Genomic DNA, 25,262 nt, shown 5'->3' on the forward strand with positions numbered 1-25,262 from the left:
CCCTCATGACACTTCCCTCATCTTCGAAGATCATCATTATCGGCGGCGGCATTGTCGGTTGTGCAACGGCCTATCATCTTGCGCAGATGGGGCAGGAAGTTCTGCTTCTGGAAAAGGCGGCCCTGACATCCGGATCCACCTGGCACGCCGCCGGCCTGGTCGGTCAACTGCGTTCCAACGCCAATATCACCCAGCTTCTGGGATACTCGATCTCGCTTTACGACAGACTGGAAGCAGAGACCGGACAGGCAACCGGATGGAAGATGAATGGTGGCCTCCGGCTCGCCTGTACCGAAGAACGTTGGACCGAGGTCAAGCGCCAGGCCACCACGGCGCATAGTTTCGGTCTGGACATGCAGTTGCTGACGCCAAAGGAGGCGCAGGATCTGTGGCCGCTGATGGACATCAGCGACATCGTCGGTGCCGCCTATCTGCCGACAGATGGTCAGGCGAGTCCTTCCGACATAACCCAGGCTCTCGCCAGGGGGGCACGGGCTGGCGGGGCAAAGCTTGTCGAAAACACACCGGTTCTTGAGATCCTCACCGAGCGCGGAAACATGACTGGCGTGCGCACCGCACAGGGCAATATTGCCTGCGAAAAGCTGGTCTTGTGTTGCGGACAATGGACCCGGGAACTTGCCGCGACGATCGGCGTGACCGTGCCACTTGTGTCCATCCAGCACCAATACATGATCACGGAAGCCTTTGGCGTGCCTTCCAACCTGCCGACCCTGCGCGACCCGGACCGGCTGACCTACTACAAGGAAGAAGTCGGCGGCCTTGTCATGGGCGGGTACGAGCCCAACGGAATTCCCTGGGCGCTCGACGGTGTCCCGGACCGGTTCGATTATCAGCTGCTGGACAGCAATTTCGATCATTTCGAACAACTGATGGAGTTGTCGCTGCCGCGTGTGCCTGCCCTGGAAAATGTCGGCATCAAGCAATTGGTCAACGGACCGGAGAGTTTCACCCCGGATGGCAACTTCATTCTGGGCGAAGCTCCTGAAATGGCGAACGTCTTCGTCGGAGCGGGGTTCAACGCCTTCGGAATTGCGTCTGGTGGCGGAGCGGGAATGGCATTGGCCGAATGGGTCGCCAGGGGGAAGCCACCCTGCGACCTCTGGCCAGTCGACATCCGGCGTTTCGGACGGCCGCATGCCGACACCGACTGGGTGCGAACCCGTACGCTGGAGGCTTATGGCAAGCACTACACGATCGCCTGGCCTTCGGAAGAACACGACAGCGGCCGACCCTGCCGCCGCTCACCGCTCTATGACCGGTTGAAATCGGCCGGCGCGGTCTTCGGCGAAAAGCTTGGCTGGGAACGGCCGAACTGGTTCGCCGAAGCTGGTGAAGAACCGCGCGACATCTACACCTTCAAGCGGCCGAACTGGCACGGGCCGGTCGGCCGGGAACACAAGGCAGCCAGGGAGGCCGCAGCCCTTTTCGACCAGACGTCTTTCGCAAAGTTTATCCTGAAGGGGCCGGATGCCGAGGCTGCGCTAAGCTGGATCGCCGCCAACCGTGTCGACAAACCGGTCGGGTCCATCATCTATACGCAAATGCTGAATGACCATGGTGGCATCGAGTGTGACCTGACCTGCGTGCGCACGGCTCTCGACGAATATTACATCGTCACCGGAACAGGCTTTGCCACGCACGACTTCGACTGGATCAGGCGGAACATTCCCCATGGTCTGAACGCCCAGCTCATCGATGTTACGTCGTCAAATGCCGTGCTGTCGCTGTTCGGACCGAGGGCACGCGACATTCTTTCTGCCTGTACCCGGGCAGATGTAGGCAACGAGGCGTTTCCCTTTGGTCAGGCGCGCAGGATCGGCATTTCCGGCAGCCCGGTCCTCGCGCTTCGCATCACCTATGTCGGCGAGCTCGGCTGGGAGCTGCACCTTCCAAGCGAATGTGCGCAAACGGTTTACGACGCCCTGCACGAAGCCGGGAAGGATTTTGGTCTGCGCAACGCTGGCTACCGGGCGATCGAAACGCTGCGCCTCGAAAAGGGGTATCGCGCCTGGGGGGCGGATATCGGGCCGGACCATACGCCAGACGAAGCCGGGATTGGCTGGGCCGTCAAGATGAAGACCACTGCCAACTTCAAGGGACGCAGCGCTGTGCAAGCACAGCGCGAGAACGGCGTGAAAAAAATGCTCGCGACCTTCACGACCGACGGCGATGTTATCCTGTCCGGCCGGGAAACGATCTACCGAAACGGAGAACGGTGCGGTTGGCTGAGTTCAGGTGCCTATGGCCATACGCTCGGCAAGAGCATTGGCCTTGGTTACGTCCGGCATCCCGAGAGCGTCACGAGAGACTACGTCCTTTCCGCCGACTATGAACTTGAAGTCGGCAAGGAACGGGTAAAGGCCGAAGTGACGCTTGCTCCGCTCTACGATCCGAAAATGGAACGGGTCAAGACCTGACATTGTCAGCTGATGGCGAATACGCAGAAAGCAGACCTTCAAGACAGGGACCCTGCCGGTCTCCTCTCGGGCCCGTCCCCGCCGGTCGGCAAAGCGTCCTCATTTCGGACGTTCATCTGTTCTCGTCTATCTCGCCAAACTCCCACATTCATCCCAGACGCATTGCATTCAAGAACGGGGTGGGGAGACGACATTCGCAGCGGTCGGAACGAATGACCGAAAAGGGGCCGGGAGGGGACTGGCGGCTTATTGGCACCATTTTACCCAAACCGACGTTATTTAATAAAGATCGTCGATAGGCTCCTGCTCGCAGCGGATGTTGGGGCCGTCGAGATACACGGTGGGATTTTCCCTTATGCATTCCTTAGCGGAAATCGTTGCCTGTGACGAAGTCCGGACATTTAGGACGGTAGTTTAGGAAGTCGTTGTTTCACAATAAGCAAACGCTTCTGCATAAGCGAACATTCCCATAGGCTCAGCAGGAGGCTCTCGTCCGACTACGCCAGGAGAACAGAACGATCAGATCCTTTCAGATTCCATCATGTCGTTTTGGTGACGATAGTCCGTTGGCGTAATGCCCGTAAACCGGCGGAAGGCGCGTGTAAAGTGTTGGGGGCTCTCGTAACCTGCCAATATTGCAACATCAATGACCTTCAGCGCAGGATTTTCGAGGTTCTTACGCGCAAGCTCGAAGCGAGCTTCCTGAAGAATCTGGGAGTAAGAACTTCCGCACATCTTGAGACGTCGTTGTAGTGTTCGCGTGCTGAGGCCTGCCATCTCGGCGGAGAAGGCGATATCCGCGCGACCGCTACTCAGATAGGGCTGAACCAACTTTCGCAGAAGGCTGACAAACTCCCAGTCCTCCGATTGCCCCTGATGTTGATCTCCTGGTGCCTGCGGGGGCACCTCCCTCGGGGCCGACAAACCAGTTGACAAGGCGAGTGAGCCGCGCCCGATGACGACGGACGTGTGAGGTTGGCCCGCCAGTATGAGCGTATTGGGAAACGCCGTGTGTATGGCATCGGGCAGACGATGGCTTGATGCGAAGGTCAACTCGCTCGGGCACCACGAAGGCCCTGCCACGCTGCGCACGACTGAAATGACCGCCTGGAGGTTCAACCAGTCTGCAAAGCACAAGTAAGGGTGGCGCTCCAAACCCGCCATGTTGCAGATGACGCGAACATCGTTCTCCTCGTGCCGAACGCTCATTTCAAGGGCGCTGTCCTCGAAACGCGACAAGGCGCTCAAGGCCGCCATACGTTTCAGGCCGGTTTGTGCCGTCATGATCGCAGTCTGTTGAATAGGACGCAAAGACGACAGAGAGGCAGCCTGCGCGCCAAGCAGTCCCAGTTCCATGGGGTGAAGGTCATGACCGGTTCGCGCGATCCATTCCAACGCAACGGGGATGCTGACGTAGAGATCCGGGGTCTCTTCAATGTCTTTCGGCAATTTCGAATGTGCAAGATCACGGTCGACCGGAGCACCTATCTCGCGCAATGCCGAGATATACGTGTTCAGATGGGTCGCTCGGACGAGCGCAAGCCTGCTTTCCAAACGCAATCCCCCTTGGCTCGCCCGCCTGAATTTTGGCGCGCATTGGTTGGAGTTCGTATCTCCAACCGGTCAATGTGACCATTCAACATCCCTCAACTCCGGGTAACACGGATGCCCCACCGAACGAATGGTTCCGAACAGGAGCTTACCAGGATCAAATCGGTGATCGCGGGGCTTGCTTTGGCCGGTACGATATCACTTAACGCTGCGGCAAAACTTCTTGAGACCAGTCCGCGAACACTTCAGAGGAGACTGAGCAACCCTGGCCATAATTTCTCAGAACTTGTTGAGCGCAGCCGGTTCAAGATCGCCAGAGCCCTACTGTGCGAGACGGACCTGAAGGTTCAGGAGATCGCAGCAATGCTTGGCTATGGTTCGCCAAGTGCCTTTGCCCGGGCTTTCACCAGATGGACCGGCCAGTCTCCCAATGCCTACAGGAAAACTCAAACAGACCGGCTCTCCGACGCGGAATAGTGGCGCGGAATGGGCAGAAGCAGTGACTGACCTAAGGTAACCTTCGAACGCGATCCAGACCTGTCCGAGGAGAAAGACGAATGATACGCCTGCCTGCCATGAGCGCCATTGCGTTCGCCCTAGCCATTGGCCCTGCGTTGGGGCAGGTTTCAACCGCCGAACTCGACGCGATCTCCATCCCCGACAAGGTTGAAACCTCCATCGGGACGCTCGAGTTTTTCGATGGCGTCCCCAAGGACACGACAATCGCCGCAGTCTATGACAACCTCGACCGTATGCGCGGCATGGAGGTGTTTCTCGACAATGTCGGCGCCGTATCCATGTTCAGCGTGCGCACGGGCCTGGCCAATGCCGGAGCCAAGGGGGCCAACAAGATCGCCCTCTTCGAGCAGTTGATGGATTCGCAGACCCTCGTGGTAACGGCCAACACGTCCACACTTTACGCCTACACCTACACAGACCTTGCCAAGGACGGTCCCACGGTGATCGAGGTGCCGCCCGGCATGCTTGGCTTCCTCAACGATGCCTGGCAGCGTTTTGCCGGCAATATGGGTGTCACCGGACCCGACAAGGGCAAGGGCGGCAAGTATCTGGTGGTGCCGCCGGGATATGACGGCGCTGTCCCAGACGGCTACTTCCTGCTGAAGCCATCGACCAACAGGAATTTCATGTTTCTGCGCGGCTCCATCAAGAACGGGCTGAAGCCCGCTGTTGATAACATCACGTCGAAGCTGAGGGTCTATCCGCTGAAAGATGCGGCCAATCCGGCGGCAACCGAATTCGTCAACATGTCGAACAAGCCGTTCAACACAGTCTTCGCCAGTAACTTCAGCTATTTCGAGAACCTGAACAAGGTTATCCAGGAGGAGCCGATCGGTGCCATCAGCCCGGAAGTACGCGGCGAGATTGCGGCAATCGGCATCGTCAAGGGCAAGCCTTTCGCGCCGGACGAACGAATGAAGAAGCTCCTGACCGAGGCGGCGACGCTGGCGGACGCGACAGCGCGCGTTATCACCTATCATCCCCGCATTGATGGCGTGAGGATCTATCCCGATGACCCGAATAGCGTCTGGTCCACGGCCTTTGCCAACAAGAACACCAGTTTTGAGGCAGACGGCACAATGAGCCTCGACGCCCGGGTGCTGTACTATTTCAATGCAGGCGGCGTGACACCCGCCATGGCCGCCACCCATCCGGGACAAGGTTCGGACTATGGCCTGGCTTTTCTCGATTCCAACAAACAACCGTTCGACGGGTCAAAGACCTACAGGCTTCACCTGCCCAAGGATGTTCCAGTCAATGATTTCTGGGCGCTCACGCTCTACGACACCCAGACCCGTTCTCAGCTTCAGACCGGGCAGAACTTCCCGACCGTCGGTAGCCAGAGCAAAGGCATGAGCCAAAATGCCGACGGCTCCTACGACGTCTATTTCGCGCCCGAAGCACCCGCAGGCAAGGAAGGCAACTGGCTGCAGACCGTTCCGGGCAAGAGCTGGTTCACCATCCTGCGCATGTACGGCCCGCTGGAGCCATGGATCAACAAAACCTGGCGGCCGGGCGAAATCGAATTGGTTGAGTGATTGGGTCGGCGGGGCAGATGCCCTGCCTATTCGCCCTCAAGGGCCCGTCGCAAAGCGCGTTCTGACACTGACACATCGGAAAAGAGAAGATGACACAGATAAATGGGTTTCTTGCCACGCCGTCTGCCTCGACGTGGATCGGCGCATTGCTTGCACGTTCGAGCGGTGCTCTGCACTCCACAAAGCGGCACGCAACCCAAGCCTTGGCCGCCATCGCACTTGTCGGTATGACCGCCAACGCACCGGCCCAGACCGGGCAGAAACCGGAGGCCGTCGCAGAGCGAGCCTATATCTACGGCCTGCAACAGGCGATCTATTATGGTCAGCGCTGGACTTACACCCAGAATGACGCCAAGCACAATATTGTCTATGCGGGCCTGAACCAGTTTGCATGGGTGCGCAAGCAGATTACCCCCGATTATCCTGTGGTCACGCCGAACGCGACCACGCTTTATGGCGCAGGCTTTCTTGACCTCCGCGCAGGTCCAGTCGTCATCGAAGTGCCAGAGATCACCGACCGTTACTTCAGCGTCCAGGTCATGGATCAGTACGGGATATTTCGGATGATTGTCGGGTCGCCCTTCAATGGCACTAAGGCGCGAAAATATATCTTGGTGCCGCCGGGTTTCACCGGCAATGTTCCGGCTGATTTCCCGACCACTGACATCGTACAATGGCCGGCCCTAACCGCTTACGGCGTGGTCCGCATGGCTGTCGAAACCGGGTCCGCTGCCGAGATCAAAACGATCAACGGCTATCAGGATCAGGTGACCATCACGCCCTTGGCCGACTGGCTGGCCAATGGCCACAAGGGCATCGCCCAAGCCGACAGAAAGAAAGTGAAGGGCGATTTCCTCATTCCCGATGGTCTGCCCGAATATCAGTTCGGTCAGGTCGATAAACAGACTGCAGAGCAATATTTCACCCTGCTCAGCGTAATCCTGAACGATCCGACCATGCCAACGCTCAAGGATTCGATCATGGAGGCCGAAATGCTCAAGCAGCTTGAGGCGTTCAACATCGGCAAGGGTTTGAGCTTTGACTGGTCCAAGCTGACGGCAGAGCAGAAAACGGCACTCGAGGCCGGGTTCAAGGCCGGATTCGACAACGTGCGCAAGACGCTGAAGACCAACATGATAAACATGAATGGCTGGGGCGTCGTACGCAATGACGGCGGATTCGAAACCCGTTGGATGGACCGCGCGATCATCGCCGATGCAGCCTGGGCGGCACCGGACAAGAACATCTCGCATGGTGGAGCCTTCCTGTTTACCGATTCCGAAGGCAAGCCGCTCGATGGCAAGAACAATTACACCCTGACCTTCGACATGAACGATCTGCCGCCGGTTACCCAATTCTGGTCAATCCCGATCTACAGCGCCGAAGGCTACTTCGTGGCCAATGAGATCAACCGCTACACCGTCAACAGCTTCATGCTGAAATCTGGTGAGCTGGTGGCCAAGGACGGCAAGCTGGTGATCTATATCCGGAACGAAAAGCCCTCTGATCCTGATCAGGCCAAGAACTGGCTCCCGGCGCCGGCCAAAGGGTTCCGATTCACCTCGCGCTTCTATGGACCTTATGCGCCGCTGGTAGATGGCACATACAACATGCCGAAAGTGATCAAGGTCGATTGATCCGAATGATCAACTATGGGCGCCCGGACGGGTGCCCTCGACCTGCAGACCACACCGAGGAGACAGTGACATGATTAAGCGGTTACTTCTTTCCACTACCGTCTTGGCGTGTTTCGCCGGATTGCCGGCCTCATCCGAGGTCAGCAAGGCCGAACTGGAGTCAATCTCCATTCCCGACAAGGTCGAGACGTCGATTGGCCCCCTCAAATTCTTCGATGGCGTACCGGTCGGCGACACTGTCGACAAGGTCTATGACAATCTCGATCTTATGCGGGGGCTGGCGGCCTTCTTGGACAATCAGGGCGCGGCCTCGCTCCACGCCATGCGGATGGGAAATGCGGGCATCGGCGCCGATGCGTCCAATAAGTTCACGATCACCGAGCAACTGCTCCAGCCGGAATCCCTCTATCTGACCGGGAACACATCGACGCTTTATGCGCTTGGCTACATGGATCTGAAAAAAGATGGCCCATTGGTCATCGAACTGCCGCCCGGCATGCTAGGCTTTGTCGATGATGCCTGGTTCAGATTTGTCGAGAACCTGGGCGCGATTGGGCCGGACAAGGGGAAAGGCGGCAAATACCTGATGCTGCCGCCTGACTATCAGGGAGCGGTGCCGGCAGGGTATTTCGTGATCAGAACCGACACGTACAGCAACCTCGTGTTCCTGCGCGGCTCCATCGCGAAGGGTCTTGAGCCTGCGGTCGAGAACATCAAGTCCAATCTCAAGGTGTATCCGCTGGCGCAGGCGGACAACCCGCCTGAAACCGAGTTCGTCAACTTCTCTGGCAAGAGCTACAATACGATTGCGTCAAATGATTTCAGTTTTTTTGAGGGCATCAACCAGGTGGTTCAGGAAGAGCCCATCGACGCGATCGACCCAGAGGCACGGGGACTTCTGGCCGCGATCGGTATCGTGAAGGGCCAGCCCTTCAAACCAGATGCGCGCATGAAGAAGCTGCTCGGCGAAGCGGCGACAATCGGAAACGCGACGGCGCGGGCCATCACCTATCAGCCGCGCATTGATGGTGTGTTCATATATCCTGACACGAATAGTGCCTGGACAACCGCCTATGCGAACAAGAACACGACCTTTGAGACCAATGGCGCGATGGGTCTCGATGCGCGTGTCTTGTTCTATTTCAATGCGACCGGTGTGACACAGGCGATGGCGGCCACGACTATCGGGCAAGGTTCCGACTATGCCCTGGCTTATCTTGATGCCGACAAGAAACCGCTGGATGGGTCAAAAACGTACAAGCTGCGTCTGCCGCCGGACGTTCCGGTCAATAATTTCTGGGCGGTAACGCTCTACGACACGCAAACGCGCTCCTTGCTGCAAACTGGTCAGAAATTTCCGACAATGGGCAGTCAGAGCGAGGGGGCGCAGAAGAACGCCGACGGATCCTACGACGTTTATTTCGCGCCAGAGGCGCCAGTGGGCAAGGAGGGCAACTGGCTCCAGACCATTCCGGGCAAGAGCTGGTTCACTATCCTGCGCATGTACGGTCCGCTGGAGCCTTGGATCAACAAGACCTGGCGGCCGGGCGAAATCGAATTGGTCAAGTAAGGCTGCTGAAACCTGAAATCCCGATCAATTCACCTTCGAACACCAAAAATCAAATGGAGCTCGGTTTTAGAATGAAAAGCTTTTCTTCTCTATCTCTGGTATGCGCGCTTGCCATGACCCCGCTTCCCCTGGCGGCACATGCGGCCGAACCTGTCATCGTCAATGTCGACAATTTCGACAGGGCGCAGACCGACTTCGAGTTTGTCGGCATCATCAAGCTGGCGGACGGCATCAACAAGCTGCACCATAACCGGACACCGACGCCGATCGACAAGCAGAATGTCATCCGGATGAACCGCGACACGCTGTACAGCCTCGGCGTCGTCGATATTTCCAAGGGAGCGACCGTGACCATGCCGGATGCCGGAAAGCGATACATGTCGCTGATGGTCATCAACAATGACGGCTACGTCAATGAGGTCTTCTATGGTGCTGGTGCTCACGAACTGACAGTGGACAAGTTCGATACGCCTGTCGTCGGCCTTGTCATCAGAACGCTCGCAGACCCGGAAGACAAGGCGGATCTTGAGGAAGCTCACAAGCTTCAGGACATGATCGAGATTTCGGCCAGTTCGGATGCACCGTTCGTGATGCCGGACTACGACAAGGCAAGCTACGAGGCGACACTCGCGCCGGTTCTCGATCTTGCCAAGGGGCTGAAGCGGTACATCAACACCTTCGGCTCCAAGGAGGAAGTCAACCCCGTCCATTTCCTGATCGGCACCGCGTCCGCCTGGGGCGGGTTGCCGGATAAGGCTGCGGTTTACGTTAATGTTCAGCCGGGCCTGCCGGTGGGCGAATACGAACTCAAGGTCAAGGATGTGCCGGTCAAGGGTTTCTGGTCGATCAGCCTTTACAACGCCAAAGGCTATTTTCAGGAAAATGACCTTCATGCCTACAGCCTCAACGACCTGACCGCGAAGCCGAACAGTGATGGGTCCTACACCATTCGCTTTGGCGGATGCGGCGAGGGTGTCGAGAATTGCCTGCCGATCATGGACGGCTGGAACTACGCAGTGCGTATGTATGAGCCGGGCGAAGCGATTCAGGACGGTACATGGACGTTCCCGGGTCCGCCGACGCCGCGGAAGAAGTGACCGGAAAACGGCCCGGCCACTAGACTATCCGAGCCATCTCGGGTGCGGCTTCACAAGCCTAAATGCGTAGCGCGGGAGGACCCAGGGTCCTCCCAGACGATTAGAAAAGCCAAACAAATTCTGTTCCTGAGCCACTTCCAGGCAACGGGTGTGGCTCCACTTTCAATCTGTTGGGAGAATTTCGATGAAACCGCAGGAATTTGCAGTAAACAGACGAACACTGGTAACGAGCCTGGCCGCAACCGCGGTGATCGCCGGGGCAGCCCCTCACTCGGCCGCACAAGCAGCGGAAGAAAACGCTGACTTCCTCTTTGTCCAGACCTCAAAAAGCATGGCTTTCGATCCAGCAACAATGACGCTGACTCTGAAGGATGTAAGCCCGACGACGTTGTTCTTTTCCGACAGACCGGAACGGATCGCCGGCAACATGACCACCGTTGCATTCCTTCCGTTTTGGAGCGACGGCACTGACAGCTTTCTCTCGGATCCGCCGAATGCCGACATTTCGGTTCTTGAAGGGGAAACGCTTCGTCAATCGGTGGTGGTCTTGATGGATCCGCGCCTCGACGGCAATGATCTGGTCTACACCGTGAAGACGATTGAAGGCGGGTTGCCTGGTACGGGCGAAAATGTCTCCGTCTTCATCGATGTCATCGGTATGCCGAGGACGCCGCTTTCCTATGCCGGCGCCCGGCGCCGCGTTTATCGCCGTGCATATATGTATCGATAGATGCAACCCGGGAATGCAGAGCGCGGTACAGGATCGGCGGTTTTCTGATAAGGTGGCTGTCGTTTGCCATTTGGAAAAGTGAGCGGATTCTCGAAAGAAGACTGGTTGCGAGGCTTTGACATGCTGAAGCTTGTACTGAATTCGGCTGCCTCGAATAGCCTTCTGTTCTGTCCGGGGCCTTCGGCGCTGGCCGCCGATGGCCCTCATCCGGGCGAGCCTGCGCTGGCTGCGGACCCATTCACGGGAGGCGTTTCAAAGCGGCGTCTATGGCTGGCTTCCAGACATAGACATGAGGACATCAGCTGGTGGCACCGTCGAGCTTCCGCTCTGACAGATCCTGCAAAATCTGAACTTTACCGCGATGGGCCAGCTCTCAGCGGAAAGAGGCACTTCGGTGGGGTCTCCGATCTCATCTACATGAACCTTCAAGGGTCGGAGATGTCCGCTACCTGGACTATAATTTCGGCGATGACCCGAAGCTGAGCGATCTGACGGTGGATGGCCCGCATATCGGAATGAAAATAAATGTCCACAAACCCTAGGCCTACCATTCGGGAGGCAGAACAGGACCTTTTCCCGCTGGCACGATATGGCCGGACGAACGCAGAGCGTTTGCTCCGGTGATCCCATTGCGCTCAATGAACACTGGAACCTGATTTCGCGGACGATTGCCCTGATTAAGTCGAGGCGAACGTCCGGTTTCAAGGTGCCTGCTGGAAGCCGCGAACGCCTGAAATGGGGACGCAAATCCGCCCGTTGGCGGAACTCCGCACTTGGGTAACTGCCATGTTGTGTGCAGCCCCGCAGTGTGCGGGGCCACACGTTTTCAAATCTCAGTATGTTCCGCCAACTCCAGGGCATCTTCGATGTCCACGCCCAGATACCTGACCGTGTTTTCGATCTTGGTATGCCCCAAAAGGATTTGTATGGCACGAAGGTTGCCGGTCGCTTTGTAGATCATCGCGGCCTTGGTGCGCCGAAGCGAATGGGTACCGTAATCTTCGCGTCGCAGTCCGATCGCGGTCACCCATTCGTCCACCAGGCGGGCATACTGGCGAGTGCTCAAATGACCGGTATGGTCAACTCTGCTGGGGAAGGCATAGTCGTCGATCGATCCGCCGCGCCGTTCGAGCCACGCGAGCAAACTCGCCCTCACATCTGGAGTTATTTCGAATTGAACCGGACGTCCGGTCTTTTGCTGAACGACCATCGCTCGAGATCGAATTTCGGTTCCAGTGACGAGAGTTCCAATCTTCATCTTCACGAGGTCGCAGCCGCGCAGCTTGCTGTCGATCGCAAGATCAAACAACGCACGATCTCTCATGCGTTCCTCCCGATCGAGGAAGAAGCGGATCGCCCAGATCTGACGTTGTTTCAACGGTTTCTTGACGCCGACCTTTCGACCGGCATTCCAAGCCGGGCGCCCCAATGCATTCGGATCAAATTGTGCAGTACCCATTTCTGTTCTCCTTTGACCAACGCTGGTCATCTGGAAAACACTTGAGCTCGATGTAAAGGCCAGGTTTGGAATGGCAGCTGTTGCGAAAAACTACATTAAAATTGTTGCTTCGATCGCTTCAACAAGTTGGTAAAGGCAACTATTTTGTTCTACCCCCCCCAGACCACCGCATCTTCATGCCGCTTGATCAGGTGGCGCAGGTCGCTAAAGCCGTTCGAGATGTGTTTGGCGTATTTGTCGACGGCCGGCAGATAGGGCGCGTCTGCTAGCCGTAATATTCCGAGTGCACGGTCCGGGTGGGGGATTTTGAACGGCAATGCCGTCATTGTGCGCTCCTTCCGGTAGGCAAAGACCACGCTGTGCGGCAGGACCGTCAGGGCATTGGTACGGGTCATATAATTGATGACACTGGCCAGAGATCCGCCGGAATAGCGGATCTTGATCTCCGTCGCCCCGAGTGACAGCAGGATCGAGTGAAGGTCGGCGTAAAGCGGACTGCCGGGAGGTGGCGCGATCCACGGAAATTCCAGGAGTTGCTGCGCGGTCGGCTTTCGCCTATTCAGAAGCGGATGCAGAACACTGCAGGCGACGACGTTGCGGCCGGGCAGAATTTCTTCAAATGCAAGGCCTGATCCCTCACCCAGAATGTCAATCGGACAGATCGCCAGATCGATCCGGTCCGAATAAACTGCATCGCGCAGGTCCTTGACATAGCCATAGCTCTGATCAACCCGGATCTCCGGAAAACCGTTCTGAAAGTCTGCGGTCATGCTGGAAATGAGGGCATCCATGAAAAACGGCGTTCCGCCCACACGGACCGCACCGGCTTTGCCTTCCTGGAAATTGCGCACCGTTTCTGAGGCCTTGCGCGAGGCCGCCAGCATGACTTGCCCCTGATCCGCCAAGGCGCGGCCCAGTGGCGTCGGCTGCAAGGGCCGCTGGCCACGGAGGAACAAGGGCTCTCCAAGCCGTTTCTCCAGTGTCGCCAGCGTTCGGGAAACTGCCGGCTGCGTCATGGCCAGCAGTTCCGCCCCTTCGGTGACACTGCCGGTCTGCACCACGGCAGCCAATTGAATGAGATGGCGTTCATCCAGCTTCATAGCAATATGTTATAAACTTGGGCGCAGAAATCATCAACTGTGCTGTTTCGCCGATTAAGCTTTCCTCATGGTCAAGTGGTGACCGACGGGAGGAAACATGGCCGGCACGTCCGACATTGCGTATTTTCAGGCGGAAACATCGGGACGGATGTTCGCGGACCGCCTCAAGCATGCGGACGACGAGCGGCTGGCGGATGTGCTTGTCACGGTCGCCGAGCACCTTCATGCGATTGTCCGAGAAACAAGACCGAGCCTGAACGACTGGCGCGCTGCCATCGCATTCCTGACAGAGGTCGGCCACCTGACCGATGAGCGTCGGCAGGAATGGGTGCTGGTTTCGGATCTCCTTGGAACATCGTCTCTTGTCGATGCTCTTAATTCGGATCGCCCGAAGACGGCGACACCCAACACGATGCGCGGGCCGTTCTATCGCGCCGACGTGCCGCTGATGAAAGCCGGAGACAACATCAGTCTGGACGGCGTGGGAACGTCCGTGATTGTAAATCTGCGCATTTCGGATCTTGCCGGCAAACCTGTCCCCGGCGCCCGGGTCGAGACCTGGCAAGCCAATGCACAGGGTTTTTACGAGAACCAGCAGCCTGACCTGCAGCCCGAACACAATTTGCGAGGGCATTTCCTTGCCGATGATGCCGGACAACTGACCTACCGGACCGTCCGGCCAGCCGGATACGATGTGCCGAATGATGGTCCGTTAGGCGATCTTCTGGCGCGTCTTGGAGCCCCGCTTTGCCGCCCCGCACACATCTATTTCCAGATTACCGCTCCAGGCTTCGAAACCCTGACTACGCAGATTTTCGACAGCGAAGACGAAAACCTGGGAAAGGATCCGCTCTTCAGCGTGAAACCCGGGCTCGTTGGAACATTTTGCGAGGTTGCCGTCGGCGGATCGACGCTTTCCCTTGATCTCGACTTCCACCTCAATCCCGACAATCAGGAAATCCGTTGATGACCCGAGCCTTCACCTACCGGGGCAGCGCCGCCCATATCGTCTTTGGAGCGGGCAAGCGCAATGACGCTGGCACCTGGGTCGAAAAACTCGGCTGTTCCAGGGCCCTGGTGTTGGCGACCACTCATCAGGAAGACGACGCCATCGCCCTGTCGGACCAACTTGGATCTCTCAGTGTGGGTGTTTTTGCCAATGCGGCCATGCACACTCCCGTCGAAGTGACCGAAGAGGCCATGGAGCAGGTGCGATCGAAGAACGTCGATTGCGTCGTGGCACTCGGCGGCGGTTCGACAACCGGTCTCGGCAAGGCGATCGCTTATCGCACCGACCTGCCCCAAGTCGTGATCCCGACCACCTATGCAGGGTCCGAGGTGACGCCGATCCTGGGGCAGACGGAAGCGGGCCGCAAAACCACCGTCCGCGGCGACAGCATCTTGCCGGAAGTCGTGATCTATGACCCGGATCTGACAATGGGATTGCCTCTCGGCATGAGCGTTACAAGCGGTCTCAATGCGATGGCGCACGCGGCCGAGGCACTCTACGCTCAGGACAGGAACCCGGTTTCGAGCCTGATGGCCACGGAAGGTCTGACCGCGTTCAAGGCCGCATTGCCCGCCCTTGTGGTCGATCCGTCCGACGCAGACGCTCGCGCGAATGCCCTTTACGGGGCGTGGCTCTGCGGAACGGTTCTTGGAACCGTCGGCATGGCTCTCCATCACAAGATCTGCCACACGCTTGGCGGCAGTTTCGAAACACCACATGCCGAAACTCATGCGATCATGCTCCCGCATACGGTCGGTTTCAATGCAGCCGTTGTGTCAAGTCAACTGCAGCCTGTGGTCGAAATTTTTGGCTCTACACCTGGTGCAGCGCTGTTTGATTTTTCTGCGTCCATTGGTGCGCCGCAGGCGCTCAAAGACCTGGGGCTGACTGAGGCCGATCTCGATCGTGCCGCGAAGATCGCGACAGAAGCTCCCTATTGGAACCCGCGTCCCATCTATCGCTCATCCATTCGAAATCTGCTGCAGGACGCCTGGGAGGGAACCCGTCCCGCGCTTTGACCCTGTGTTCTGGGAGGAACCAAGATGCTGAACAGACGTACGTTTTTGAAAACAACCGCATTTACTGCCGCCGCCGCTGGAGCATCGGGCCTTGCATTTCCCGCACGGGCGCAGGGCACACCGGTCAAAATCGGCTATGTAAGCCCTCAGACAGGTCCACTGGCCGCCTTTGCCGAAGCAGACAATTACATCATCAACGGGTTTCAGGCCGCAGCCAAGGCGCATGGTCTTAACATCGAGGTGATCGTCAAGGACAGCCAGTCCAATCCCAACCGCGCGGCTGAAGTCGCCCGCGAACTGATCATCGACAACGAAATAAACCTGATGCTGGTGGCCGCCACGCCCGAGACCACGAACCCGGTCACAACAACCTGCGAAAGCGAAGAGATCCCGTGCATATCGACCGTTGCGCCCTGGCAACCCTGGTTCATCGGACAGCAGGGCAATCCGGGAGACCCGGCAAGCTGGGAACAGTTCTATTACTCCTACCACTTCTTTTGGGGCCTCGAGGACGTGATTGCCGTCTTCACCAATATGTGGGGCCAGCTGGAGACCAACAAGCAGGTCGGCGGCCTGTTCCCGAATGATGGCGACGGCAATGCTTGGGGCGATCCCAATCTTGGTTTTCCGCCGGTCCTGAACAAGCTCGGCTATGGATTGACTGATCCGGGCCGTTATCAGAACCTGACCGACGATTTCACCGCCCAGATCAACGCTTTCAAACAGGCCAATACCGAGATCGTCACAGGCGTGATGATCCCCCCCGATTTCACCACTTTCTGGACCCAGGCAAAGCAACAGGGCTTCACGCCAAAGATCGCCTCAATCGGCAAGGCAATTCTGTTTCCGCAGTCGGTCGAAGCGCTTGGCGATGCCGGTCACAACCTGTCATCCGAAGTCTGGTGGAGCCCGACGCACCCGTTCTCCTCCTCCCTCACGGGTGAAAGCTCAGCCGAGCTTGCATCGGGCTTCACGGAAGCCACCGGCCGGCCCTGGACACAGCCGATCGGCTTCGTCCACGCACTCTTTGAAGTCGCGGCAGATGTCATAAAGCGTGCAAACGACCCGACGGATGCAGATGAAGTTTCCGAGGTGATCGCTGCAACACAGCTTTCCACAATCGTTGGCCCGGTTATTTGGAACGGCGCTGGCGTGCCGCGCGTTGCTGCACGAAATGTGGCGAAAACACCCCTGGTGGGCGGTCAATGGCGTTTGAAGGGCGACGGTGGGTACGACCTCGTCATCACCGACAACAGCACCTTTCCGATCATTCCGACCGGCGGAAAGATGGAACCGATCACCTGAGGCAGCTCTGGCGCAGGTTGTGCCTGCGCTTCTGACAGGACCGCACCCATGGCTATTCTCGCGTTAGATAACGTGTCCAAATCTTTTGGCGCGCTGCGCGTCTCGCAGAACATCACCTTTGAGCTTGCCGAAGGCGAAGCCCTGGGTGTTATCGGGCCGAACGGCGCCGGCAAGTCGACCCTTTTCAACCTGATCACGGGGAACATTGCGGTCGATAAAGGCCGGATCGATTTCCTCGGCCGCGAGGTCACACGAGTACCACCGATGGACCGCTGCCTCAGCGGTCTGGGGCGCACCTTCCAGATCCCGCAGCCGTTCGAAAAGCTGACGGTGTTTGAAAACCTCGTGGTTGCCGGCGCCTTCGGCAACCGCTTGCCTGAAAGCGACGTCTCGGAGCGCTGTGCCGAGATCCTCGTGGAAACCGGCCTGATCGGCAAGGCCAACGAGCTTGCCGGACGCCTGAGCCTTCTGGAGCGCAAACGCCTTGAACTTGCCCGGGCCATGGCGACCTTGCCCAAGGTTCTTTTGCTCGATGAGATCGCCGGTGGACTGACGGAAGGCGAATGCCACGCGCTCGTCGCAACCATTCAAAAAATCCATGCCAATGGCATGTCGATCATCTGGATCGAGCATGTCCTGCACGCCTTGACCTCCGTGGCAGAACGGCTGCTGGTGCTCGATTTCGGCAAGGTCATCGGCATTGGTGCACCAGACGCGATCATGAATTCCAGGGAAGTGCGCGAAATCTACCTGGGGCTCGACGTCTGATGGCCCTTCTGAAAACCCATGATCTCGCCGCCTATTACGGCGACTTCCAGGCCCTGTTCGGTGTCGATATCCGGCTGGAGGAAGGCGAGACGGTCGCCATTATCGGCGCCAACGGCTCCGGCAAGACCACCTTGATGCGCTCTATTTCCGGCGTTTTGCGTAACCGCGAGGACGCCATCCTGTTCGATAACAACAAGATAGGTGCGGCCCATGCCGCCGACATCGTCAGGAAAGGCATCGCCATGGTGCCGGAGGGGCGCAAGCTCTTCCCATCACTGACCGTCGAGGAAAACCTACTGATCGGTGCCTATGGCCGCAAGACAGGCGGACCATGGTCATTGGACACCGTCTACCAGATGTTTCCGGTTCTGAAAGAACGGCGAGGCAATCCGGGAACGGCGCTCTCAGGCGGCCAGCAGCAGATGGTCGCGATCGGCAGGGCGCTGATGTCCAACCCGCGCGTGCTTCTGTGCGACGAGATCAGCCTCGGTCTAGCCCCCGTCATCATCAAGGACATCTACGCCGCCCTTCCGAGGGTCAAGGAAACTGGCACCTCCATCATCGTCGTGGAACAGGATATCGGCCAGGCGCTGAAGGTTGCAGACCGAGTCTATTGCATGATGGAAGGCCGGATCACTTTGGAAGGCGCACCGTCCGATCTAAGCCGCGACGCCATTCACAACGCCTATTTCGGAGCTTCGGCATGATCTGGATCGACACCATCGTGCAGGGCATCCTGCTGGGCGGCCTCTATGCTCTCTTTGCCGCAGGTCTCAGCCTGGTCTTCGGCATCATGCGGCTGGTCAATCTGGCCCATGGCGATCTGATCGTCATGGCGGCCTATCTGATCCTTGTTCTGGTTTCTGTGCTCGGGATCAATCCGTTTGTGGCGGCGCTGATAGCCGCGCCTGCCCTCTTCGGCATCGGCTGGCTTTTGCAGATGCATGTGCTCAACAGGACGCTAGGTCCTGATATCCTGCCGCCGCTGCTGGTGACCTTCGGCCTCTCGATCGTCATTCAGAACGCACTCCTCCAAGGGTTTTCCGCCGACAGCCAGCGCCTTTCGGTCGGCTCCCTCGAGACAGCCTCTCTTGCGCTCGGGTCCGTCAATGTCGGTGTCATGCCGCTGTTGACCTTCCTTTCCGCAATCCTGGTCATTGTTGCCCTCAACCGGCTGTTCTACAGCACCGCCCTTGGCCGGGCGTTCCGGGCGACCTCCGACGATGCGGTCACTGCCAGTCTCATGGGCATCCGTCCGCAATCCATCTTCGCGACCGCCACCGGCATCGCCATGGTCGTGGTCACCATCGCGGCTCTCTATCTTGGCACGCGGGCGAATTTCGACCCGACCATTGGGCCGGCCCGTCTGATCTACGCGTTCGAAGCCGTGATTATCGGTGGCCTCGGCTCCCTGTGGGGAACGCTGGCCGGCGGCATCATCATCGGCCTCGCCCAGACGCTCGGTGCAGCGATCAATCCGGAATGGCAGATCCTGGCCGGCCATGTCGCCTTCGTCATTGTCTTGCTGTTCAAACCGCGCGGGCTTTTCCCGCGGGCCGTGGACTGAGGGAGGACCATCATGACCACGTCCGCTGAAACCGCCTGGACCGTTGAGACCAGAACCCGGACCTCGACAATTTTCCTCTGCGTCGCCGCGGTGCTGGTCGTCGTGCTCGCGCTGGCGCCCTTCTATGCATCGCGCAGTCTGATCCAGGATCTCTTCTTTATCCTGACAATGCTCGTCCTGGCGCAGGGCTGGAACCTGCTGGCCGGATATGCGGGGCTCGTATCGGTGGGGCAGCAGGCCTTTGTCGGCCTCGGCGCCTACGCCATGTTCACCGGAGTGATCCTTCTGGATCTCGATCCGCTGCTCTCGATCCTGCTGGGCGGTGCCGCTGCCGCCCTGCTGGCCGTGCCAACCGCGTTTTTCACCTTCCGTCTGCAGGGTGCCTATTTTGCCATTGGTACCTGGGTGGCGGCCGAGATCGTGCGCCTGAGCGTTGCCCAGTGGAAGGCGCTGGGCGGGGGCACCGGGACATCCCTGCCGCGGAGCGCAACACGCGAAATCTTTGGCCTGGAGTTTCTGAAGGACACTTTCGGTTTCAAGAGCTCAGCGGCAATGGACGTGATCACCTTCTGGCTGGCGCTGGTGCTCGCCGTGATTACGATCGGGGTCGTCTACCGGCTGTTGAGGTCACGACAGGGCCTTGGTCTCGCCGCCGTGCGTGACAACCAGAATGCCGCGCGGTCCGTCGGCGTCGACGCGCAGCGCATCAAGACCATCGTGTATCTCAGCACAGCGTTCATCACGGGGCTGGCTGGCGCGCTGATCTATTTGCAGAAGGCCCGGATTTCGCCGGATGCGGCCTTCTCGGTCCTCGACTGGACCGCCTACGTGATCTTCATCGTGGTGATCGGCGGTATCGGCACCATCGAGGGTCCTATCCTGGGCGTCCTGATCTTCTTCGCCCTGCAGAATTCCCTGTCCGGCTATGGCTCCTGGTACCTGCTGGTGCTCGGCCTGCTGGGTATCGTCATCATGCTGTTCGCCCCGCGCGGGCTCTGGGGTCTCTTCACCGACCGGACCGGCATCGAACTCTTTCCAATTCGCCGCAGGCTCTCCGGCGGCTCCACAGACAAAACGGGAGGTTGACATGAAAAAGACACTCGCAGCCCTTTGCCTTCTGGCAAGCGGTTCCCTGGCCTCGGCGGACGGATTGCCGGGCATGACCGGAATGGACCATGTCGGTTTTACCGTTCCTGATCTTGACCAGGCCGTTTCGTTTTTCACCGACACGCTGGGATGCCGGGCCTTCTATCCACTAGGACCGTTTTCGGGTGGCGACAGCACCTGGATGCAGGACCATCTGAATGTCGATCCGAAGGCGACCATTCCGGCCATGCGGCTGGTCAGGTGCGGCAACGGCGCCAACCTCGAAATCTTCCAGTACACGGCACCCGACCAGAACACGAAGCCGCCCCGCAACTCCGATATCGGCGGGCATCACCTGGCCTTCTACACAACCGACATGACGGCTGCCGTCGCTTATCTCGAAGGCAAGGGTATCCAGGTTCTCGGCACGCCCACGACCATGACGGAAGGCCCTTCAGCCGGAGAGACCTGGGTCTATTTCCTGGCACCCTGGGGCATGCAGCTTGAGCTCGTCAGCTACCCGGACGGCAAGGCTTACGAAAAAGATTTCGACGCGCGGCTCTGGGACCCGCGGTCCTGACGGCGATTTGGAGGAAACGGATATGGCTGAATTCACGACAGACGTGCTGATCATCGGCACTGGCCCGGCGGGATCCGCAACGGCCGCGTTGCTGTCGACCTATGGCATCGAGAACATGGCAATCAACCGCTACCGCTGGCTTGCCAATACGCCCCGCGCGCATATCACCAACCAGCGCACGATGGAGGTTCTGCGCGATCTGGGCCGCGAGGTCGAGGACGAGGCTTATCTCTTTGCCGCAAACCAGGAGCTGATGGGAGAGAACGTCTTCTGCGAGAGCCTGGCCGGCGAGGAAATCGGCCGCATGAAGAGCTGGGGCAACCATCCGCTGTCAAAGGCGGAACATCTTCTGTCCTCCCCAACCATGATGAACGACCTGCCGCAGACCTTCATGGAGCCACTCCTCTTCAAGACCGCCTGTTCGCGCGGGACCCAGGCGCGCATGTCGACGGAGTATCTTTCGTACGAGCAGGACGCGGACGGCGTTACAACGACATGCCTGGACCGCCTGTCGGGCAAGCAATTCACCGTCCGGTCGAAATATCTGGTCGGTGCCGACGGCGGCAATTCTCTGGTCGCGGAACATGCCGGATTGCCTTTCGAAGGGAAAATGGGTGTCGGCGGCTCGATGAACATCCTGTTCAGGGCGGATCTCTCGAAATACGTCGCGCACCGCCCGTCCGTTCTTTACTGGGTCATGCAACCGGGCGCAGATGTCGGAGGTATCGGCATGGGCCTGGTGCGCATGGTGCGCCCCTGGAACGAATGGTTGATCGTCTGGGGCTATGACATCAACCAGCCCGCGCCCGAAGTTGACGAAGCCATGGCGACCGACGTCGCCCGGCAGCTGGTCGGCGATCCGGAGTTGAAGATCGAGCTCCTGTCCGCCAATACCTGGACCGTCAACAACATGTATGCGACCCACATGCAGAAAGACCGGGTCTTCATCATGGGCGATGCCGCCCATCGCCATCCGCCGTCCAACGGTCTCGGTTCCAACACCTCCATCCAGGACAGCTTCAATCTCGCCTGGAAACTTGCCGCGGTTCTGAAAGGCCGGGCGGGTGAGGCGCTCCTCGAAAGCTACAGCACCGAGCGGGCGCCGATTGCAAGGCAGATCGTCACGCGCGCCAATCAGTCGATCGCAGAATTCGGTCCGATTTTCGAGGCGCTGGGCATGGGCGAAGGCGTCGATCCGGATGTGATGCAGCAAAATCTTGTCGCACGCTGTGACAGCACCGATGCCGCGGAACAACAGCGCGCGGCAATCCGCAAGGCGATCGCCTTCAAGAAATACGAGTTCGACGCCCATGGCGTTGAGATGAACCAGCGCTACACGTCGAACGCCATCGTCACGGACGGGCAGCCCGAACCGGCATTCGAGCGCGATGCCGAGCTGCACTACCAGCCGACGACCTGGCCCGGCGCGCGCATTCCCCATTGCTGGCTGTTCGATCACGAGACGGGCGACAAGCACTCGACGCTGGATCTCAGTGGCGGTGGCAAGTTCGCACTCTTCACCGGCATTGGCGGCGAAGCATGGGAAGAGGCCGCTCAGTCGGTTGGAGCGGAACTCGGGTTTGACGTGGCCGTCTATGTCATCGGTCCACGCAGGAAGTTTGTCGACCACACCGGTGACTGGGCCCGCGCACGCGAAGTGAGTGACAAGGGATGCATTCTTGTGCGCCCGGACCAGCACGTCGCCTGGCGCAGTTCCACCCTGAGCAACGATCCGGCCGGCGATCTGCGCCGGGTCTTCAAACACATTCTCGCAAGGTAGGAGGCCGTGATGGAAGCACACGAGCTTGGATATTTCACCGAAGAAAATTCGGCCGAAGTCGTTACCGGGCGTAACAGGAACGCCAGCGACCCGCGCCTGCAGCAGGTCATGGAAGTCCTGACACGCAAGCTTCACGAGGCGGTCAAGGAGATTGAACCGACGCAGGAAGAATGGTTCCAGGCGATCCAGTTCCTGACCGCAACGGGTCATAAATGCGACGACTGGCGCCAGGAATTCATTCTTCTGTCCGACGTTCTCGGCGTGTCCATGCTGGTCGACGCGGTCAATTCGCGCCGGCCGAGCGGAGCATCCGAGAACACCGTTCTTGGACCGTTCCATATCGGTGACGCCCCGGAATACGAGATGGGCCACAACATCTGTCTCGACGAGAAGGGCGAGGACATGCTCGTCCGGGGCAAAGTGACGGATGTTGACGGCAAGCCGCTGGAAGGCGTCAAGATCGATGTCTGGCAGGCCAACGACGAAGGCTTTTATGACGTCCAGCAAAAAGGCATCCAGCCGGATTTCAATCTGCGCGGTGTGTTTCGCACAGGCGCGGACGGCAAATACTGGTTCAAGGCAGTCAAACCGAAACATTATTCGATCCCCGCAGACGGCCCTGTCGGCGACCTTCTGAACCGCCTCGGCCGCCATCCGTTCCGCCCGGCGCATTTGCACTACATTGTCTCCAAGGACGGCTATGACGAGCTGACCACCCATATCTTCGATCCGGACGATCCTTACATCGATTCCGACAGCGTCTTTGGCGTCAAGAAGAGCCTGATCGCCGATTTCAGGAAGGTCGAGGATCCGGAGAGAATTTCTGACGCAGGTTTTGACGGCGCCTCCTACTGGGACGTCGAGTTCGACTTCGTGCTCGCACCAAAAAAGGCGTGACATGGAAAAGCCCTGCATCATCTGTGTCGCGATCACCGGTTCCCTGCCGCGCAAGGAGCACAATCCGGCCGTACCGATCACCGTTTCCGAACAGATCGAAAGCACCCAGGAAGCGTTCGAGGCCGGCGCCACGATCTGCCACGCCCATGTGCGCAATGACGACCAGTCGCCGTCCTCCGATCCGGAGAAATTCGCCCGCCTGAAGGAAGGTCTGGAAAAACACTGCCCCGGCATGATCATCCAGTTCTCCACCGGAGGACGCTCGGGTGCCGGCCAGGCACGCGGCGGAATGCTGCCGCTCAAGCCGGACATGGCTTCCCTTTCAGTCGGGTCGAACAATTTTCCGACACGGGTCTACGAAAATCCGCCCGATCTTGTCGATTGGCTGGCCGGTGAAATGCGCGTCCACGGCATCAAGCCGGAGATCGAAGCTTTTGACCTGAGCCATATCTTTCAGGCCGCGCAGATGAACAAGGACGGCCGCATACCAGGCGACATCTACATCCAGTTCGTGATGGGCGTTAAAAACGCCATGCCCGCCGACAAGGACGTCTTTGATTTTTACGTCAGGACCGTGGAGCGGTTGATGCCGTCCGCCGAATGGTGTGCCGCCGGGATCGGCGCGAGCCAACGGACCCTGAACGAATGGTCGATTGCCGCCGGCGGCCATGCCCGCACCGGGCTTGAGGACAACATCCGCCTCGACCGAACGACACTTGCCCCATCGAACGCCGCTCTTGTCAGGCGCACGGCCGAGATCTGTGCCGCTCACGACCGCTCTGTCGCAACGCCGGCCGAGGCCCGCAACATACTTGGACTTGCACCGGCCTCACACCTTCAAACGGGAGACGTCAAATGACAGATATCCAACAAGCCGCGGATGAAGTTGCCCGGCAATCCGCGAAAACGCTTCAGCAGGCGGGTCTCAAAGCGGACGACGCCACCCTGCGGCTGCTCTTCACGGAGGCCCGTACCCATTATGGCTGGCAGGACCGGGATGTGCCGGAGGAGATCCTGAAGGATCTCTACGACATCGCCAAAATGGGCCCGACCTCGATGAACCAGCAACCGATGCGGGTTCTTTTCATCCGCTCAAACGAGGCCAAGGACCGGCTTGAACCGACCCTTTTGGAAGGCAACCGGCCGAAGATGCGCTCCGCCCCCGTGACGGCGATCATTGCCCATGACCTGAACTTCTGGGAGGAACTTCCGCGTCTGTTTCCACCCAATCCTTCGGCTCAGGACATCTTCCGAAACAACGCGACGGCGGCTCAGGTCAACGCCTTCCGGAATGGAACGTTGCAGGGGGCCTATTTCATGCTGGCCGCCCGTGCGGTCGGGCTGGATGTCGGGGCCATGTCCGGTTTTGACAACGGCAAGGTCGACGAGGAGTTCTTCCACGGCACCTCCGTCAAATCGAACTTCCTCGTCAATCTCGGCTACGCCGACACGTCGAAGATTTTCAGACGCCTGCCGCGCATGGATTACCCCGAAGTCTGCCAGACGCTGTGATCGGAAGGGTCGAACCGGAGCCATGGCGGGACCGGATCAGACCACGCCCGAACGGTCACGCTGGGGGAGGAAACAGCAAAGCCGCAATTCCCACTTGAGG

At 58.8% G+C, this 25,262-nt stretch carries 22 protein-coding genes; 19 read left to right on the forward strand and 3 right to left on the reverse strand.

All coding sequences use genetic code 11. The annotated features are described in order from the left end of the window. Positions 1–5: 5 nt before the first annotated feature. Positions 6–2,438, forward strand: coding sequence for a GcvT family protein (locus ACYQ54_RS07855; RefSeq protein ID WP_460080865.1), 2,433 nt, complete (start codon positions 6–8; stop codon positions 2,436–2,438). Positions 2,439–2,957: 519 nt separating this feature from the next. On the opposite strand, the gene ACYQ54_RS07860 is transcribed toward ACYQ54_RS07855, so the two are convergent. Next, complete coding sequence (locus tag ACYQ54_RS07860; RefSeq protein ID WP_460080867.1) at positions 2,958–3,992, reverse strand: AraC family transcriptional regulator; 1,035 nt, start codon at positions 3,990–3,992, stop codon at positions 2,958–2,960. A gap of 111 nt (positions 3,993–4,103) precedes the next feature. Between ACYQ54_RS07860 and ACYQ54_RS07865 the strand changes: the two genes are divergently transcribed. The 6 genes from ACYQ54_RS07865 to ACYQ54_RS07890 all read left to right on the forward strand — a co-directional run bounded on the left by ACYQ54_RS07865 (position 4,104) and on the right by ACYQ54_RS07890 (position 11,080). Beyond that, positions 4,104–4,466, forward strand: a complete 363-nt coding sequence (locus ACYQ54_RS07865) for a helix-turn-helix domain-containing protein (protein WP_460080869.1) — start codon at positions 4,104–4,106, stop codon at positions 4,464–4,466. 80 nt (positions 4,467–4,546) lie between these two features. Continuing rightward, complete coding sequence (locus ACYQ54_RS07870) at positions 4,547–6,046, forward strand: DUF1254 domain-containing protein (RefSeq protein ID WP_460080870.1); 1,500 nt, start codon at positions 4,547–4,549, stop codon at positions 6,044–6,046. An 89-nt stretch (positions 6,047–6,135) separates the two neighbouring features. Then, entirely contained in the window at positions 6,136–7,683 is a 1,548-nt protein-coding gene (locus ACYQ54_RS07875; RefSeq protein WP_460080872.1) for a DUF1254 domain-containing protein, read from the forward strand. 70 nt (positions 7,684–7,753) lie between these two features. Next, complete coding sequence (locus tag ACYQ54_RS07880) at positions 7,754–9,253, forward strand: DUF1254 domain-containing protein (protein WP_460080873.1); 1,500 nt, start codon at positions 7,754–7,756, stop codon at positions 9,251–9,253. 113 nt (positions 9,254–9,366) lie between these two features. Continuing rightward, positions 9,367–10,350, forward strand: coding sequence for a DUF1214 domain-containing protein (locus ACYQ54_RS07885; RefSeq protein ID WP_460080875.1), 984 nt, complete (start codon positions 9,367–9,369; stop codon positions 10,348–10,350). Between the two features lie 184 nt (positions 10,351–10,534). Next, positions 10,535–11,080 (forward strand): hypothetical protein, encoded by a 546-nt coding sequence (locus tag ACYQ54_RS07890; protein WP_460080876.1) that lies wholly within the window; start codon positions 10,535–10,537, stop codon positions 11,078–11,080. 826 nt (positions 11,081–11,906) lie between these two features. Here ACYQ54_RS07890 and ACYQ54_RS07895 read toward each other — a convergent pair. Together ACYQ54_RS07895 and ACYQ54_RS07900 are read right to left on the reverse strand one after the other, a co-directional pair. Then, positions 11,907–12,539: a tyrosine-type recombinase/integrase gene (locus tag ACYQ54_RS07895; RefSeq protein WP_460080879.1), complete on the reverse strand. Its 633-nt coding sequence runs from the start codon at positions 12,537–12,539 to the stop codon at positions 11,907–11,909. Positions 12,540–12,688: 149 nt separating this feature from the next. Then, a complete protein-coding gene (locus ACYQ54_RS07900) occupies positions 12,689–13,639 on the reverse strand; it encodes a LysR family transcriptional regulator (protein ID WP_460080880.1) in 951 nt (316 codons plus the stop codon). 97 nt (positions 13,640–13,736) lie between these two features. Between ACYQ54_RS07900 and ACYQ54_RS07905 the strand changes: the two genes are divergently transcribed. From ACYQ54_RS07905 to ACYQ54_RS07960, 12 genes are read left to right on the forward strand one after another with little or no spacing between them, the layout of a single operon-like run. Continuing rightward, positions 13,737–14,606 (forward strand): dioxygenase family protein, encoded by an 870-nt coding sequence (locus tag ACYQ54_RS07905; RefSeq protein ID WP_460080883.1) that lies wholly within the window; start codon positions 13,737–13,739, stop codon positions 14,604–14,606. Next, complete coding sequence (locus tag ACYQ54_RS07910; protein ID WP_460080885.1) at positions 14,606–15,667, forward strand: maleylacetate reductase; 1,062 nt, start codon at positions 14,606–14,608, stop codon at positions 15,665–15,667. The genes ACYQ54_RS07905 and ACYQ54_RS07910 overlap by 1 nt, the downstream gene beginning before the upstream one ends. Before the next feature lie 24 nt (positions 15,668–15,691). Continuing rightward, a complete protein-coding gene (locus ACYQ54_RS07915; protein ID WP_460080887.1) occupies positions 15,692–16,972 on the forward strand; it encodes an ABC transporter substrate-binding protein in 1,281 nt (426 codons plus the stop codon). Between the two features lie 48 nt (positions 16,973–17,020). Continuing rightward, complete coding sequence (locus ACYQ54_RS07920) at positions 17,021–17,740, forward strand: ABC transporter ATP-binding protein (protein ID WP_460080889.1); 720 nt, start codon at positions 17,021–17,023, stop codon at positions 17,738–17,740. After that, positions 17,740–18,447: an ABC transporter ATP-binding protein gene (locus tag ACYQ54_RS07925; protein WP_460080892.1), complete on the forward strand. Its 708-nt coding sequence runs from the start codon at positions 17,740–17,742 to the stop codon at positions 18,445–18,447. Before ACYQ54_RS07920 ends, ACYQ54_RS07925 begins: the two co-directional genes overlap by 1 nt. Next, a complete protein-coding gene (locus ACYQ54_RS07930; protein WP_460080894.1) occupies positions 18,444–19,307 on the forward strand; it encodes a branched-chain amino acid ABC transporter permease in 864 nt (287 codons plus the stop codon). The genes ACYQ54_RS07925 and ACYQ54_RS07930 overlap by 4 nt, the downstream gene beginning before the upstream one ends. A gap of 12 nt (positions 19,308–19,319) precedes the next feature. Next, positions 19,320–20,393, forward strand: a complete 1,074-nt coding sequence (locus ACYQ54_RS07935) for a branched-chain amino acid ABC transporter permease (protein WP_460080896.1) — start codon at positions 19,320–19,322, stop codon at positions 20,391–20,393. A gap of 1 nt (position 20,394) precedes the next feature. Further along, the gene (locus ACYQ54_RS07940) at positions 20,395–20,973 is read left to right on the forward strand and encodes a VOC family protein (RefSeq protein WP_460080898.1); all 579 of its coding nucleotides are present in this window, start codon (positions 20,395–20,397) and stop codon (positions 20,971–20,973) included. Positions 20,974–20,995: 22 nt separating this feature from the next. Then, positions 20,996–22,753: an FAD-dependent oxidoreductase gene (locus ACYQ54_RS07945; protein WP_460080901.1), complete on the forward strand. Its 1,758-nt coding sequence runs from the start codon at positions 20,996–20,998 to the stop codon at positions 22,751–22,753. Positions 22,754–22,762: 9 nt separating this feature from the next. Next, on the forward strand, positions 22,763–23,650 hold the full coding sequence (locus ACYQ54_RS07950; RefSeq protein WP_460080903.1) for an intradiol ring-cleavage dioxygenase: 888 nt from the start codon (positions 22,763–22,765) through the stop codon (positions 23,648–23,650). 1 nt (position 23,651) lies between these two features. Continuing rightward, a complete protein-coding gene (locus ACYQ54_RS07955) occupies positions 23,652–24,509 on the forward strand; it encodes a beta-keto acid cleavage family enzyme (protein ID WP_460080906.1) in 858 nt (285 codons plus the stop codon). Next, complete coding sequence (locus ACYQ54_RS07960; protein WP_460080909.1) at positions 24,506–25,162, forward strand: malonic semialdehyde reductase; 657 nt, start codon at positions 24,506–24,508, stop codon at positions 25,160–25,162. Before ACYQ54_RS07955 ends, ACYQ54_RS07960 begins: the two co-directional genes overlap by 4 nt. Positions 25,163–25,262: the final 100 nt, after the last annotated feature.

The sequence above is a fragment of the Roseibium sp. LAB1 genome (assembly GCF_054658235.1).